The organism is Paenibacillus sp. CMAA1364, from assembly GCF_054373195.1.
This window is the reverse complement of the sequence record NZ_JBITNB010000004.1, coordinates 165,013-181,340: the sequence shown is the minus strand read 5'-3', so window position 1 is coordinate 181,340 and position 16,328 is coordinate 165,013. Positions and strand designations below refer to the sequence as shown.

Genomic DNA, 16,328 nt, shown 5'->3' with positions numbered 1-16,328 from the left:
ATGTGACATGGGATCGGCAGTTTCCTAAGGGTTGCAGAGCATATGAATTTAAAACAAATGTCATGCCAAGTCAGACGGTCCTGTCTTCTTCAGGTAAGCCATGTATGAGTTTTGAGCCTCAATTACAAGCGAAACCTAAAACATGATGAAATGGATTACAAGCAATTAACACGAATGTGTTCTATAGATTTGGGTATGATAATAGTCACCGTGAACCATGGGTTGAATGGGATTATTGCTGTTTAATTCATGGGAATAGGCATGGTTGTTGATAAAGTATAAATGTGAATAATATGAAAACTTTATCAATCCCTCTTGCAATGTGAAAAATGTCACATTATAATAAGTGTAACAAGTGAAACAATTCACATTAGGACATTATAGAATTACCCAATTTGAGGAGGCACATCATATGAAAGTCATCGTCGTAGGTTGTACACATGCCGGAACTGCTGCAATTGTAAATACTGCTCAATTATACCCAGAAGCTACAATTAGTGTATACGAGCGTAATGATAATATATCTTTCTTATCTTGTGGAATTGCATTATATGTTGGGGGCGTAGTGAAAGACCCTGATGGTCTATTCTATTCCTCACCAGATCAATTAGCTGCGCTTGGGGTAGACACGAAGATGCGTCACGAAGTAACGGCTATTGATACAGCACAGAAGAAGGTTACCGTGTCGAACCTAGTCACTGGTGAGAAGTTCGATGATACGTATGATAAATTGATTATGACGACAGGATCTTGGCCAATCATACCGAAGCTTGATGGTATTGGATTACAGAATATTCTGTTATGTAAGAACTATAGCCATTCGAATGTGATTATTGACAAAGCAAAAAGTGCTAAAAGGATTACCGTTGTCGGAGCAGGATATATTGGTGTAGAGCTGGTAGAAGCTTTTCAAATGAATGGTAAAGAAGTGACGTTAATTGATGGCGTTGACCGTATTCTTAATAAATATTTAGATCATGAATTTACGGATCACATTCAGGAAACACTTGAGAATAAGGGTATTAAGCTAGCGCTGAACCAAACCGTGACTTCTTTTGAAGGGCATAATGGTGTTGTGAATAAAGTGATTACAACGCAAGGTGAATATGAGACAGACTTAGTTATTCTTTGCATCGGTTTCCGTCCAAATACGGATCTTCTCAAAGGGCAAGTAGACATGTTGCCTAATGGTGCGATCATCGTGGATAAATATATGCAGACGAGTCAAAAGGATGTCTTCGCTGCTGGAGATAGCTGTGCGATTCATTACAACCCAACAGGTAAGAATGCCTACATCCCACTAGCAACGAATGCTGTTCGAATGGGAACACTCGTAGCTCGAAATTTGGTGGCACAGACCACCCCATATATGGGAACACAGGGAACATCAGGTATTAAGATTTATGAAGATAATATTGCGGCAACAGGATTAACCGAGTGGGCTGCCAAAGAAGAAGGAATGGATATTGATACGGTAATCATAACTGATAAATATCGTCCTGACTTTATGCCAACAGCAGAAATGGTTACTTTAAAGGTTGTATTTGAAAAGGACACTCGTCGTATTCTTGGTGCCCAACTGATGTCAGAAGTAGAGCTTACACAATCGATCAATACAATTTCTGTATGTATTCAGAACCAAATGACAGTAGATCAACTTGGATTCATCGACTTCTTCTTCCAACCACACTATAATAATCCTTGGAATTTCTTGAATACAGTAGGATTGAAGGCATTGCCTTCTGTGAGTAAGAGCAAAGAAACATTAGTGTAATCCTCCATGATAAACAGTAAGCTAGATGGACTAATTGTCCTAGGCTTACTGTTTTTTTAAAAATAATTGACTTGGAAGATGGACGGACGGATGTAAAGTACAGAATTACATAGGGAACGTAGGGATAAGCAGAAAGATATAAGAAAGTGCAGTTGTAAACAATAGTTGCCTATATGATACTTAAACAAATGGATTACTATGGATCGTTGCTAATAAGTGCCCAGATGACAGTTAAAATAGAGCGATTCGCCCAATGTGGGTGTTTCCTCGTTATTAAGTGTTATTTGAGCAACTAAAACAGTTATACAAATTGATAAATGAAATTAGCTGCATATTATGCAATTGGAGCAATCAGATAGTAAAGGGATAGTTCAATAGTACGTCTTTTTCATAAACATTATAACGTTATATTCACTTCGTGTTAAATATGTGATATTGTAACCATATCATGAGTATAAGAGCGGGGGTGAGGCAAGTGATTCAACGATATATATTACACAATGTAAAGACGGTGGATGAACAACGACAAGATATTATCATTGAATACGGCATCATTGTAGGAATTATGTCAGCAGGTGAAGCAAATGGGGAACAATCCTACGATTGTTCAGATATATACGTTTCTAGTGGCTGGATCGATTTACATGTGCATGCCTTTTCTAAATTCGATCCTTATGGTGATGAAATGGATGAGGTGGGTGTGAAGCAAGGGGTAACAACCATTGTCGATGCAGGCAGTTGCGGTGCAGATCGAATCACAGAATTTCGAATGGTAACTAAGCACGCAAGGACAAATGTGTTCGCATTTCTTAATATTTCCCGCATTGGTTTGATGCGAGTGGATGAATTATCGAACCTCGATTGGATCGATGAGGAACTAGCTATACAAGCTGTGAAGGAAAATGACGGGTTCATCGTGGGACTGAAGGCACGTATAAGCCAGAGCGTAGTTAAGGATCATGGAATTGAGCCTTTACGATTAGGAAAGTTACTTTCTCACAAGACGGGGTTACCTCTTATGGTTCATATTGGTTCAGGACCGCCTGATGTCAACGAAGTACTAGAATTGCTAGAAAGCAATGATATTGTGACGCATTATTTAAATGGTAAATCGAATAATCTCTTCGATAAAGTGACAGGAGAACCCCGACAAGTGTTATTAGATGCTATAGATAGAGGCGTACATTTAGATGTGGGTCATGGGACAGCTAGCTTCTCGTTTAAGGTCGCAGACATGGCCAAGCGACATGGTATTGCGCTCCATACGATTAGTACTGACATATATCGTCGTAATCGAATAGATGGTCCGGTATATAGTATGGCTAGTGTTATGTCTAAATTCCTATTATTGGGTTACAGTCTTGAAGAAGTGGTGACGGCAGTGACTAGCCATGCAGCAAATTGGCTGAATAAGCCTGAATTGGGTAGGATTCAAGTTGGAGATATGGCGAATTTGACGTTGTTCGTGGTTAAGAACGAGAAGGTTACGTTAACCGATTCGGAAGGTGTACAGAGAGTGGCAGATCAATATATTGAGGCTAAGGGGGTCATTACCAATGGATCATACATTACATGCTAAATATGGATTGAAGCGGGTCATTAATGCGAGTGGACGAATGAGTATTCTAGGTGTGTCTGCACCCACAGATACTGTGATGGAAGCGATGAAGCAGGGTGGACAAAAGTATGTTGAAATAGCCGATCTAGTGGATAAGGCTGGTGAACATATTGCAAGTATACTAGGGTCTGAATCGGCAGTGGTAGTTAATTCAGCATCTAGCGGTATTGCATTATCGATTGCAGCGATCGTGACAGAGGGTCATCAACGTAGAAGTGAACGGCTACATCAGGATAAGATGGAAAAGAATGAGATCATTATGTTGAAAGGTCATAATGTGCAGTATGGAGCTCCTGTAGAGACGATGATTTATCTGGGTGGAGGTAAATTAATCGAGGTGGGCTACGCGAATGAAGGGCGTGGAATTCATATCGAAGAGGCTATATCTGCCAATACTGCGGCGATTATGTATGTGAAATCGCATCATTGTGTACAGAAGAATATGATTTCTTTAGAGGAGACTTGGGAGATTGCACAGCGCTGCAATATTCCTCTTATCGTAGATGCTGCGGCGGAAGAAGATATTCAGAAGTATGTTCAATACTCTGATCTAGCCATCTATAGCGGGTCCAAGGCGCTTGAGGGACCAACTTCAGGCATCGTAGGCGGTAAACGTATCTATATTGATTGGGTGAAGCAACAACTCCATGGGATTGGACGGAGTATGAAAGTAGGCAAAGAGACAACTTTCGGTCTCCTACAGGCCCTTGATGAATATACCAATAAGCAAGACAAAAGTGAGCAAGAAAGGCAACGATTACAATCTCTGATGCCATTATCCGAATTGTCGGGTGTCACGGTGACCATCGTGCAAGATGAAGCGGGAAGAGCAATATACAGAGGACGTGTGCATATTGATTCGCAACGCGTGGGATCAACGGCTATAGAGGTGAATGATGGTCTGCGTGAAGGAGAGATAGCAATATATACACGTGATTATGGTGTTCGGCAAGGATACTTTGATATTGACCCTCGTTCATTACAGGGAGACGATCTAGAAGTGATTGTAACTAGAATTAGAACATTAGTAGGGGGAGAATAACATGACAACTATACAGGAACGTTTCTATAATAATCGTGTTGCACTTAATGTATTAACCAATAGTATTGAGAATGCTAAAAGAGTCTTTGAGGCAGCAGAGGGTCATGTCGTTGTTGGTGTACTATCGAAGGATTATTCTAACGCTAAGGAAGCTGTGGTTGCTATGGAGCAATATGGTGCAGCTATTGATGATGCGGTATCTATAGGGCTTGGTGCTGGGGATAATCGCCAAGGAATCGTAGTAGCAGAAATAGCTAGAAGTTATGGTGGATGTCATATTAACCAGATATTTCCCTTAGTAGGAGCTACGCGAGCTAATCTTAACGGTCGTGATAGTTGGATTAATAGCTTGGTATCTCCAAGTGGTCGCCCGGGTTATGTGAATGTTTCTACGGGACCCATCAGTGCGGGAGTAAATGAGCAAGCGATCATTCCCATTAAGGCGGCAATTGCGCTTGTTCGAGATATGGGTGGCAATGCGTTGAAATATTATCCTATGCAAGGATTGAAGCTAGAAGAAGAGTATCGTGCTGTGGCGAAGGCTTGCGGTGAGGAAGGGTTTGCCTTAGAGCCGACAGGTGGCATTGATCTGCAGAATTTCACATCGATTCTAGAGATTGCTCTTGCGGAAGGTGTCCCGCAGATTATTCCACATGTATATACATCTATTATTGATAAGAAGTCGGGTAGTACGAATGTGGAAGATGTGCGAGTATTATACGAAACAACAAAAGCTTTGGTGGCTCAGTATGGCTAAGAGAATTGCGGCATTTGGCGAAGTGATGATGCGGTTGCAGGTGCCAGGGTTTGATTCATTAAGCCAAAGTAACACGCTTCACTATTCCTTTTCTGGAAGTGGCGTGAACGTTGCAGCAGCCTTGGCGCGTTACGGTCATGCATGCGAGCTTGTTTCTACGTTACCTGACAATCCTATCGGAGAAGCTGCGATGGGACAATTGCGTAAGTTGGACATATCAACGGCAAGTATTCGTAGAGGTGGGAATTATGTAGGCATGTACTTTTTGGAGAATGGATTCGGTGCTCGTCCAAGTCGTGTCACGTATTCCAATCGATCAGACAGTAGCTTTAATACAGCAAATGCAGGCGTATATGACTTCAATGGAATTTCCCAGGCAATAGATGTGGTCTATTTTTGTGGGATTAGCTTAGCGATGAATGCTTCAATAAGGCAACAGATGATTCATTTTGCAGAAAAGGTTAAAGACAATGGGGGTATCGTTGTGTTTGATTGTAACTTTCGACCTTCATTATGGGGAGTAGATGGGTATGCCAAGGCGAGACTGCATTATGAGCGTATGCTGCAGCTATCCGACATCGTTATGATGAATGAACAAGATGCCAGACACACGCTAGGAATGGCTACAGAAGAAAGTGAACGAATAGGACAACTGATACAACTTATTCCGCAAGTGGCGAAAAAGTATAACATTGCTGTTATAGCGGGTACACATCGCACAATTAATGCAGAGAATACACATTCACTTAAAGGGTATATGTACAAAGAGGATGAATTTGAATTTTCAAAGGAATTAACCTTCTCCGTATATGATAGAATTGGTGCTGGAGACGCATTCGCCAGTGGCATTATTCATGGTGAAACATGTGGCTTAACACCGAAGCAGAGTTTGTCTTTTGCAACTACAGCAGCAATGCTGGCACATACTGTCGCAGGTGATACACCAACTTCGACGGAAGCAGAAATATGGCAAGCTGTGACAGAGATTAGGTTAGATGTGGGAAGGTAGGAGAATCATGTCCATTTCTAGAAAAAAAGGACCATTGTACTTGCAGATTAAGAAGATTATAAAGGACCGAATATTGCATGGTTTTTATCCAATAGGGACGAACATTCCATCCGAGCCCCAACTTGAAGATGAATTCCAAGTAAGTAAGATGACCGTGAGAAATGCCATTCAAGAGCTTTCTCATGAAGGATATGTAGAAAAGAAAAGTGGTATTGGGACGCTTGTTATTAGGAATACATCGGTCTCCAACATATCCAAAGGGAAACGTTTTACAGAACTGTTAGTTGAAGAAGGTCATATCATTGAGAAACGGATACTAACATCCAACTGGATGAAGAATGAAGAACAGACAGAAGTATTTAACTTGTTTGGAGAACGTTGTCTTCGAGTTGAACGGTTATATGTTTTGGACGGCAAGCCGTATATTCATTATACTCATTTCTTGTCACCAAGCGTGTTAACCAATGAGCCTGTGGATATAACAGAGATTCAATCCATCTATGAGCTTATTGAAGAGAATCATATCGATATGGCTCATTATCGAGATGAATTCACTGTGGCTGTTGCAACGGAAGCAATAGCTGAGGTACTGTCTGTGTCAGATGGTAAGACATTGCTGAAACGATTACGATATTCTTATGATGCTAATGACAGATTAATAGAATACAGTATAGGTCATTATATTTCAGATATGCAGCACTATATCGTTAAATATGATGTATAAGTATGAAATATAGCTAAATAAGAGAAGCGTCCAGATGAATGTTGAATTATCTAAGCGCTTCTCTTATTTATTTATGATGGATGAGTTGTTATACGAAGAAGTTCAGACTTCTGTCAAATGACATTCATAATTTAAGATTTTATGGTTTTCAGTAACTTATATCATTACAATATATTTTTGGAAATGATATGATATGTGAATCATATGACGTGTATGGATGTAACATTAAATTTGTAATCATTTTAAGGAAAAGGGAGTTTGGATTATGGCCTATTATAAACCTCAACAGATTGCCAAAGTGACTATAGAGAGTGGGGTGACGAAGGCACATAATCCACTTTCTACTGTACTTGTTCTTGGTTTCTTAGGTGGAGCCTTTATATCGCTTGGATTTCTATTAGCAATCCGTGTAACTGCGGGTACACCTGCAGAATGGAGTTCTGTTTCTAATCTCATTGGCGCAGCCGTATTTCCATTAGGACTAATTCTAGTTCTATTGGCTGGTGCTGAATTGCTAACGGGAAACATGTTGGCAGTACCCATGGCTCGAATTGCGAAGAAGATCTCTACATGGGAAGCATGCAAGAATCTAATATTAATTACATTAAGTAATATGGTAGGGGCTTTGTTCATTGCGTATTTCTTCGGACATATTGTTGGCTTGACGGAATCTGGTGTCTATTTAGAAAAGTTAGTGGATATGGCCGGGCATAAGTTAGATGTGACATTTCTTCAAGCATTTGTATCCGGAATTGGTTGTAACTGGTTAGTCGCATTAGCGGTTTGGTTATCTTATGGAGCAGATAACATGAGTGGTAAGATCATGGGTATTTGGTTCCCAACGATGGCTTTTGTAGCTATTGGATTTCAACACGTTGTAGCTAATATGTTTCTAATCCCTGCTGCAATTTTTGCAGGATACTACTCTTGGGGTGAATTTGTAACGAATTTCATTCCTGTGTGGTTAGGGAATTTAGTGGGTGGAGCCATCTTTGTTGCTCTAGCCTATTGGGTAGCATACCTGCGGAGCCCACAGGAATCTTTGGATCATTAAGAGCGTTAATATTGCAAGAACTACGTGTTCCTGAGAAAGTGATATCTTTATCATAATCGCAGATTCATATTTCATAAGGGATGAAGTGGTAGATAACATCTATCCTTCATCCCTTTTTATTATTGAATGCAGAAGATTTATGATAGAATAAACGGTAATATATTAGCGAATCGTACCACTACCCGTAGTCAAGTTATGACAGGGGGGTTACACGAATGAGGTGAGACACTTGGGAATGAATCAACGCACGCTTGCGATCCGCCTTTCCGAAATGAAGGATGCCCAACAGCTGATGAATTTAGATGCTATGGTATGGAATGATGATAGTTCACCTGAACCCTTGAATTGGACAAGTCGCGAAGACTTCTTACGCCATTGCCAACCAGGTTCACAGTTCGTAGCGTTTATAAATGATAAGCTGTGTGGATATGTTGGATTTAGATATCCGACATCCATTCGAACGAACCGTCATGTGTGGGAGATTAATATAGCTGTTGATCCCTATTTTCAACATGAAGGTGTGGGTACTCGGTTAATGGATACATTGAAGAAATGGGCTCAGATGCAAGAAATTACGAAATTAAGTCTGCGTGTACTTGCTACGAATCCGGTTGCTTCTTCTTTTTATAAGAAATGTGGTTTTGTACAAGAAGGTAGACTGGCGAAAGAGTTCCATGTAGGTGGACAATATGTTGATGATATCTTCATGGCATACTTCTTATAAGTATTGTATCGAGATTGAACAATCCGCATAATACAGGTATATTTGTATGATGATAGTTAGTATAAGCAAGGTGACATAGAATACCTAACAATGAAAGGTTGATTGTAATGGAGCACGTAAGTACACCTTCCAATTTTATTAAGAATGTGATTGCGGAAGATTTGAAATCAGGCAAAGTGAAAGAAGTGCTAACTCGTTTTCCACCAGAACCTAACGGTTATTTACATATTGGACATGCTAAAGCCATCTACATTAACTTTGCTTTGGCAGATGAATTCGGAGGAAAGACCAATTTAAGATTTGATGATACGAATCCAGTCAAAGAAGACATGGAGTATGTACAATCTATCCAGGAAGACGTGAAGTGGCTCGGATATGAATGGGATGATTTACGTTTTGCTTCTAATTATTTCGATGAAATGTATGAGCGGGCGGTCGTCTTGATCAAGAAAGGCAAAGCATATGTTGATGATCTCAGTGCGAATGAAATTAGAGAGACACGAGGAACGTTAACAGAACCAGGCTCCAACAGTCCGTATCGTGAACGTAGTGTGGATGAGAATCTAACATTATTTGAAGACATGCGTGCTGGAGAATTTGCTGATGGACAAAAAGTGTTGCGTGCAAAAATTGATATGTCCTCACCTAACATTAATCTGCGAGACCCTGTTATTTATCGAATATCTCATACCTATCATCACAATACAGGTGATAAATGGTGTATTTATCCGATGTATACATTTGCGCACCCATTAGAAGATGCCATTGAGGGGATAACACATTCTCTTTGTTCATTAGAATTTGAAGATCAACGTCCGTTTTATGATTGGGTGGTTGCGGAATGCGAAATGCCTAACGTACCTCATCAATACGAATTCGGTCGTTTGAATGTCGGACAGACGTTAACGAGTAAGCGGAAGCTGAAGCTACTTGTTGACGAAGGCCATGTGGATGGATGGGATGATCCTCGTATGCCTACGGTCTCCGGTTTACGTCGGTTGGGGTATACACCACAGGCAATTCGTAGCTTTATTGAGGAAACGGGTATTTCCAAGAGCCAAGGGACCGTGGATCGACAAATGATGGAGCATTTCGTTCGCGAAGATCTGAAGTTGACTGCACCACGTACCATGGCAGTGCTGAATCCACTGAAGCTCATTATTACGAATTATCCAGAAGGTCAGATAGAGCAACTTGAGGCAGAGAACAATAGTGAGAATTCTGAGATGGGCAATCGTCAGATTTCCTTCTCACGAGAAATCTATATTGAGCAAGAAGATTTCATGGAGAATCCACCGAACAAATATTTCAGACTATTTCCTGGAAATGAAGTAAGACTTAAGAATGCTTACTTCGTAAGATGTAATGAAGTTATCAAGGATGAGAATGGTGAAGTAATGGAGATCCACTGTACCTATGACCCAGAGACGAAGAGTGGCAGTGGATTTACGGGGCGCAAAGTCAAAGGGACGATACATTGGGTAGAGGCTAGCCAAGCCGTTCCTGCTGAATTCCGACTATACGAACCGCTTATCCAAGATGAGGAAGTGGATGAATCGATTGATGTAACACAAGAGAAGTCATTCCTTGATCAGATCAATCCCAACTCGATGGAGATTGTTCAAGGTTATATAGAACCAGGAATGAGAGATGTTACGCCACAGGCCAAATTCCAATTCTTCCGTCATGGATACTTTAACGTAGATTCTAAGTATTCTACACCTGGACACCCCGTGTTCAATCGAGTCGTGTCCCTTAAAAGTTCATTTACAGTAACGAAGTAAATCCATCGGAGGTACGAACAAGAAGAACCCACAGATCAATATCTGTGGGTTCTTCTTATTTATACTTTATTGTAGGCTAGCGTTCTCATCTGAATCTTCAAATTCATCTTGACCGTCATGTTTCAAATGTCCTTTGTCAAATATATCTGGCAATTGATAACCGTATTTTCTGATCATGAACCACATCTGAGCAAAGCCAGCCGCCCCAATTAGAGCAAATAACATCCCTGTTTTATACATGGCTTCTGCACCAAAGTTCTGGAACATCCAACCACCAATAAATGCTCCAACGACACCAGAGAGGCCACTCCAAGATAGTGTATATACAGCTTGGCCCATACTACGATAGGGGCGAGGAATTAACAGTAGTGTAAGTTGCGTGCCAACGTAGAAGAATCCACCAAACGTAACACAATGAAGCACTTGAATGGCAGCTATCTCTAACGGATGGGTAGCCTCTGCCATGAGGAGCCAACGTAGACTGAACAGAAGACTTACTAGCGCGAGACAACCTAATAACCATGATATTCTACGTTTCATGTAACGATCAAACAGAAAGAACATCCCGATTTCAAATAAGGATGATAGAAACACGGCAAATCCAACAATCCGCTTAGTCCCACCGATCTCGATGATATATAAAGACATAAATGTATTATTCATAGCATTGGGAATCGATACTAACATTCCTAATAGAAGAAAGGATAGAAAATATCGGTTGGTAATAACATTTGTAAATCCCTTATAGTGCAATTTTGGTGTATGGGAAGAAAGTCGTAAATAAGGTAACATCATCACAGAACCGATCGCTAGTAGCAAAAATGTGGTAAATACAGTCGCGACTTTGGATATTCCAGTCCAATCCAGAATGACACCTGCAGAAATGGCAGTTATTGCCCAACCCATGGAACCCCAGATGCGATAAGAAGTAAATGAGCGAGATGTATCTTGAATATAACCAAGGATTAGACTGTTACTATGTGAGAAAATTGGTGTTTGGAAGAAAAAGAATAGTGTCATAAATAAATATACCATAGCATAGGAATCAGCTTGAAATACGAACTGTATAAGTATAACAGCTCCGCTCATCATGATGATGATGATACGTTTCAAATGAAGTAAACGATCTCCCCAATATCTCCAAAAAGGGTTAGCAAACAAAGAAACAAAAGGAGCAATAGCCATAAGGGTACCAATTTCAAACTTCGTCATGCCTACATCCTGAAGATACAGTTGAAAGAAGCTTGTGAAGATAACCATGGAACCATATAGGAAGAAACTAAAAGATTTAAGCGAAGATAGAGCAGATTTATCATCTATGGGTTCATTCAATATCGACATTCCTTTCCATGTGATGAATTGCTGTGCCCTAAGGAGCGAAGCATATCAATCCCTCCACTTGAATACAATTCAATCATGGCAATCAATGATTTATAGTATGTTCACTTTACCATGTGTTGAAAGGGGATTCAAACCAACAAATTTCCATATAATCATAAAATTAGACAATAGTCAAAGAAAAACATAAAAAAATCTAGTAAACGCTTACAAAATGTTTTATACTGAGAAACAAGAGCAACGGTTTCCCCTAGTAATCGTATGCTAGTAATTCCTTGATATGATGACTGTCGATGACGGGAATCATATTTTTTTATTGTAAAGAGATATGCACTGCAATGTGAAATTTGTCACATGAAATATATAACATTTAAGGTATTATCAATATATTAGATGAAGTTGCTTTCATGAACTATATTGTGTATATTTGCTCATCTCCAATCAATGATAGTACATTAAGGGGGTTACACTCTGTGTCGCTAACCATGGAACTGCTCAAAGATACTGAAGAATGTGTAAGATGGAGACAAGGAAGAGTCTGGGTATATCAATTGCTTATAGATTTCTTAGCACGGCATCCAAGAATGTCGCTTGTGACACAATGGAGACATCATATGATTACACGCGAGGAAACATTACTTACGGCAGGTGGACAATTGTTGAGGAACTATCTCAATGATATTATGCCAGGACAACTGGTCAAGATCTGCGAAATAGAGAAGCATGAATATCAACGTTTATTTCATAGTATGCACCCCATATTCCCATCACTATGTGAAAGAGATTATGTAGTGAAGTTAAAAGGTAAAGATGTAGATTGGACTTCAGACATTCGCGAGATTTATGTTCAGTCAGGAATATCATTTAATAAATTGAATCATGAACAAGATGATAACATTTGGATTGAACTCGAATACATGGCTATTCTAGCCGAACGAACGATAGATGGCAGACGTATTCGGACCGCGCAACTTGCATTGATTGATGACCAGATCAGATTTTTAGAGAGACATCTTATGAGCTGGGTTCCTAGATTTGGTGAAGACTTAATGTATATGGCACAGAGCCCGCTATACAAAGCAATTGGAAGTATTCTGAAAGATTTCATACCAAATGACATGGAAATGTTACGGTTGTGGAGAGAACAATTAACCTAAGTTGGAATACAAGTTAAATATGAGATTAGGATGAGCTGATTCCTCTAGCAACCATGGGAATTGGCTTTTTTGTATGTTCACATGTACATCGGATACTCTTTCGGTAATGACAAAGGGACGCCACTCGATTCCTTAGGAAAAGAGGTGCGTTCCTTTGTTAATTCATTATATGTTGTGAGGTAGTTAATCAAGTTCCTTTGGTTTACTGAATTTCATCAAGAATTCATACACAATAGGTACAATGACCAGTGTTAGAATTGTGGAACTGATTAGACCTCCAATAACAGTAATGCCGAGCCCACGGGAAATGATTCCCGCACTATCTTCCAAGCCAGTTACTAGCGGTACCAATGCACCTATGGTAGCAAGTGCAGTCATAAGGATAGGACGAAGTCGAGTAGCACCAGCCTCAAGCAATGCCTCGCGTGTAGATAGCCCTTCCTTTTCCTTGCGGATGACACGGTCAATCAGTACGATGGCATTGGTCACAACAATTCCGATGAGCATCAACGCACCCATTAATGAAGATACATTTAATGTTTCTTTAGCAATCAGTAGACCAATAAGGGCGCCAATGACTGTGAATGGTAATGAGAAGAGTATGGCAAATGGCGCCAGACCTCCGCCGAAGGTCACCACGAGTATGAAGTATACAACGGCAATGGCTGCTAACATCGCAAGACCAAGTTGTGTAAACGTATCATTAATTTGTTCAGTAGAACCGCCGAACGTAATATCGACACCATCAGGCTTCTCCATCGCATCTATTTTCTTCTGTAAGGTTGTAGATGCTTTGCCGACATCGGCCGTGATAATATTAGCCGTTATAGATACGACCATTTTGCCATTGGTACGTGTGATAGAGTTCGGCGTATGACCTTTTTCTACTCGCGCAACATCTTTAATGGCAACTTCCATACCGAGCGGAGACATAATCTTTTCGTTTGAGATTTCATCGATCGTCTTATATTCAGAACGTTCAGTTTCGATATACACTTTATATGTTTTATTCTCCACTTCAATTTCGGTTAGTACAGGACGCTCCCGAACAGGGCTTAACTTCATAGCGATCTGACCCGCGGTTAATCCTAACGAGCTTAACTTCTGTTGATCAGCTACGATCGTGTATTGATCATACGAAGTAGATAGACTTGTCTTTGCTTTTTCGAAGTGTGTCGTGTCATCTTGTACAAGTTGAAGAATGCTATCGGACACAGGGGTAATATCCTCTAAGCTGTCTCCGAACACACTGACACTTAATCCACTTCCAAGCATACCTCCAGTCATATCGAGAGACGCCCACTCACCAACAGGAATCTCTTCTTGAAGATCTGCAATAAGTGATTTCTGAACATCTTCAAAGTTCTTCGTATTCGTGTTGTATTCAATATAGAAGAGGCCTGAGTTGGATGTGCTTACGCCTCCCATTGGATTGCTGCCCCCAATAGAATATTGCATCTTTTCAATAGAAGGTTGTTTCAGAATGAGCTCCTCAGCTTGCAGCGCTAACTTCTCAACAACATCTTGTTGTGTACCGGGTTCTGGTGAATAGGTCACCATGACGAATTTATCCTTTTGTTCTGGCATGAAGCTCGTTCCGATCAATGGATACAACATCAGACTACCCGCTAGTAAGAGAATAGCTGAGCCGAAGGTAATCGCTTTATGGGATAGAGACCAATTGAGAATCCGTTGATATCCCTTAGCGAGTCTACCCAACTCTTCTTTGTGTGTGCGTTTTGTCGAAGAAATTCCTTTTCTGAACAGGGTATGTGCAAGCATAGGTACGATCGTAATCGCAATAATTAGAGATGCCAATAAGGCAAATACCATGGTCAATGCAAAAGGAAGGAACAATTCACCCACCATACCGCTAACAAATGCCAATGGAAGGAACACAGCGATAGTAACGATGGTAGACGACATAATAGGAACGAACATTTCCCATGTGGCTTCACGAATTAGATCGCGACCACGTAGCTTCTCATCGCGATTCTCTAGCCGTCGATAAATATTCTCTATGACGACAATGGAGTCATCAATAACCCGACCTATGGCAACGGTCATTGCTCCTAATGTCATCATATTTAAGGTGATATCCATGCGCCATAGAATAAGTACGGCTGCAAGAAGTGACAAGGGTATGGAGATGACGGATATAATGGTGGAGCGTATATTACGCAAGAAGATCAGAATGATGATGACGGCAAATAATGCGCCGAATAATGCCTTATTTAGCATCGTGTTCACGGAATCTTCAATAGGTTGACCTTGATCCAGCAATGTGATGAGTTCAAGGCCATCATAACTTTTTATTAGTTCCTTTACTTTATCTTTTACAGCATTGACGACATCGACGGTGTTGGCATCGTTGTCTTTGACAATAGAAATACCGATGGATTCGACGCCGTTCGTACGAGAGATGGACTCTGCTTGACCAATGACTTGAATATCTGCAATCTCACTTAATTTAATCGTAGGAATTCCCATGGTTGTAGGTAGATTCGCCTGTTGTGAATTGTTCTGTACGGATGTGCCCTGTCCTTGTGTTGCGTCACTCATGTTAGGAATGACTGGAATGGCAAGATTCTTCAAGTCCTCCAGATCAATGATGTTACCGTCCACAACGACAGCCTTATCCGATTTATCTAAGTTGAATAAGCCTAGAGGCGCACGTATAGACGAACCTTGCACAATGCCTTGAATGGTATCTTCTTTCAGACCCAATTCAGTCATTTTGGCTTCATTGAACTTTAATTGAACTTCTCGTACATATTGTCCTGATATACTTATTGAAGCTACACCTTCAAGTTTCTCTAATTCCGGCTTCACTTGGTTTTCAATAAGACGGGTTAATTCTTCAAGATTTTTGGCTTCATTGTTTGAAGCGCTAAGAGATATAACGGGAAATGAACTGAAACTGAACTTAGAAATGGTAGGTTTCTGTGCACCTTCGGGTAGCACTACCTCATTAAGTGCCTCGCGGACAGCTGCTGTGGCTTGATCTAAGTCAGTACCATAATCGAATTCCATGGCTACGGACGAGGCATTCTCCATTGAAGTAGAGTTGATCGTCTTGACACCATCAACATTGCGTAATCTGGTCTCAAGTGGAAGAGTAATATCTTGAACAACACCCTCAGGTGCTGCACCAGGATAGACCGCAATGACATTAAGGAATGGGATGCTGATGTTAGGCATCGTTTCTTGTTTCATCGATACGCCTGCGAATAACCCTGCAGCAGTGACGATGATCGTTAAGATCCAGATGGCAAACTTATTATTTAACGAGAAATCAATGAACTTTTTCATGTGTGTAATTTTGCTCCTCACGCTAATTAGTTTTG

The 16,328-nt window shown here is 40.5% G+C and carries 12 protein-coding genes; 10 read left to right on the top strand and 2 right to left on the bottom strand.

Features of this window, described 5'->3' with window-relative positions; translation table 11 throughout:
• Positions 1–412: 412 nt before the first annotated feature.
• The 9 genes from ACH8E3_RS05335 to ACH8E3_RS05295 all read left to right on the top strand — a co-directional run bounded on the left by ACH8E3_RS05335 (position 413) and on the right by ACH8E3_RS05295 (position 10,486).
• On the top strand, positions 413–1,774 hold the full coding sequence (locus tag ACH8E3_RS05335; protein WP_458631576.1) for an FAD-dependent oxidoreductase: 1,362 nt from the start codon (positions 413–415) through the stop codon (positions 1,772–1,774).
• 475 nt (positions 1,775–2,249) lie between these two features.
• Complete coding sequence (locus tag ACH8E3_RS05330; RefSeq protein ID WP_458631575.1) at positions 2,250–3,353, top strand: amidohydrolase/deacetylase family metallohydrolase; 1,104 nt, start codon at positions 2,250–2,252, stop codon at positions 3,351–3,353.
• Positions 3,331–4,434: a DgaE family pyridoxal phosphate-dependent ammonia lyase gene (locus tag ACH8E3_RS05325; protein ID WP_458631574.1), complete on the top strand. Its 1,104-nt coding sequence runs from the start codon at positions 3,331–3,333 to the stop codon at positions 4,432–4,434. Before ACH8E3_RS05330 ends, ACH8E3_RS05325 begins: the two co-directional genes overlap by 23 nt.
• 1 nt (position 4,435) lies before the next feature.
• Positions 4,436–5,191, top strand: coding sequence for a 2-dehydro-3-deoxy-phosphogluconate aldolase (gene dagF, locus ACH8E3_RS05320; protein ID WP_458631573.1), 756 nt, complete (start codon positions 4,436–4,438; stop codon positions 5,189–5,191).
• Positions 5,184–6,200, top strand: coding sequence for a sugar kinase (locus ACH8E3_RS05315; RefSeq protein ID WP_458631572.1), 1,017 nt, complete (start codon positions 5,184–5,186; stop codon positions 6,198–6,200). Before dagF ends, ACH8E3_RS05315 begins: the two co-directional genes overlap by 8 nt.
• Before the next feature lie 7 nt (positions 6,201–6,207).
• Positions 6,208–6,924, top strand: a complete 717-nt coding sequence (locus ACH8E3_RS05310) for a GntR family transcriptional regulator (protein WP_458631571.1) — start codon at positions 6,208–6,210, stop codon at positions 6,922–6,924.
• Between the two features lie 265 nt (positions 6,925–7,189).
• Entirely contained in the window at positions 7,190–7,978 is a 789-nt protein-coding gene (locus tag ACH8E3_RS05305; protein ID WP_458631570.1) for a formate/nitrite transporter family protein, read from the top strand.
• 235 nt (positions 7,979–8,213) lie between these two features.
• The gene (locus ACH8E3_RS05300; protein ID WP_458631569.1) at positions 8,214–8,702 is read left to right on the top strand and encodes an N-acetyltransferase family protein; all 489 of its coding nucleotides are present in this window, start codon (positions 8,214–8,216) and stop codon (positions 8,700–8,702) included.
• 107 nt (positions 8,703–8,809) lie between these two features.
• Positions 8,810–10,486 (top strand): glutamine--tRNA ligase/YqeY domain fusion protein, encoded by a 1,677-nt coding sequence (locus ACH8E3_RS05295; RefSeq protein WP_458631568.1) that lies wholly within the window; start codon positions 8,810–8,812, stop codon positions 10,484–10,486.
• A gap of 66 nt (positions 10,487–10,552) precedes the next feature.
• On the opposite strand, the gene ACH8E3_RS05290 is transcribed toward ACH8E3_RS05295, so the two are convergent.
• Complete coding sequence (locus tag ACH8E3_RS05290) at positions 10,553–11,827, bottom strand: MFS transporter (RefSeq protein WP_458631567.1); 1,275 nt, start codon at positions 11,825–11,827, stop codon at positions 10,553–10,555.
• A gap of 470 nt (positions 11,828–12,297) precedes the next feature.
• Here ACH8E3_RS05290 and ACH8E3_RS05285 point away from each other — a divergent pair, with 470 nt between their 5' ends.
• Positions 12,298–12,981 (top strand): TorD/DmsD family molecular chaperone, encoded by a 684-nt coding sequence (locus ACH8E3_RS05285; RefSeq protein ID WP_458631566.1) that lies wholly within the window; start codon positions 12,298–12,300, stop codon positions 12,979–12,981.
• Between the two features lie 183 nt (positions 12,982–13,164).
• On the opposite strand, the gene ACH8E3_RS05280 is transcribed toward ACH8E3_RS05285, so the two are convergent.
• Positions 13,165–16,293: an efflux RND transporter permease subunit gene (locus ACH8E3_RS05280; protein WP_458631565.1), complete on the bottom strand. Its 3,129-nt coding sequence runs from the start codon at positions 16,291–16,293 to the stop codon at positions 13,165–13,167.
• Positions 16,294–16,328: the final 35 nt, after the last annotated feature.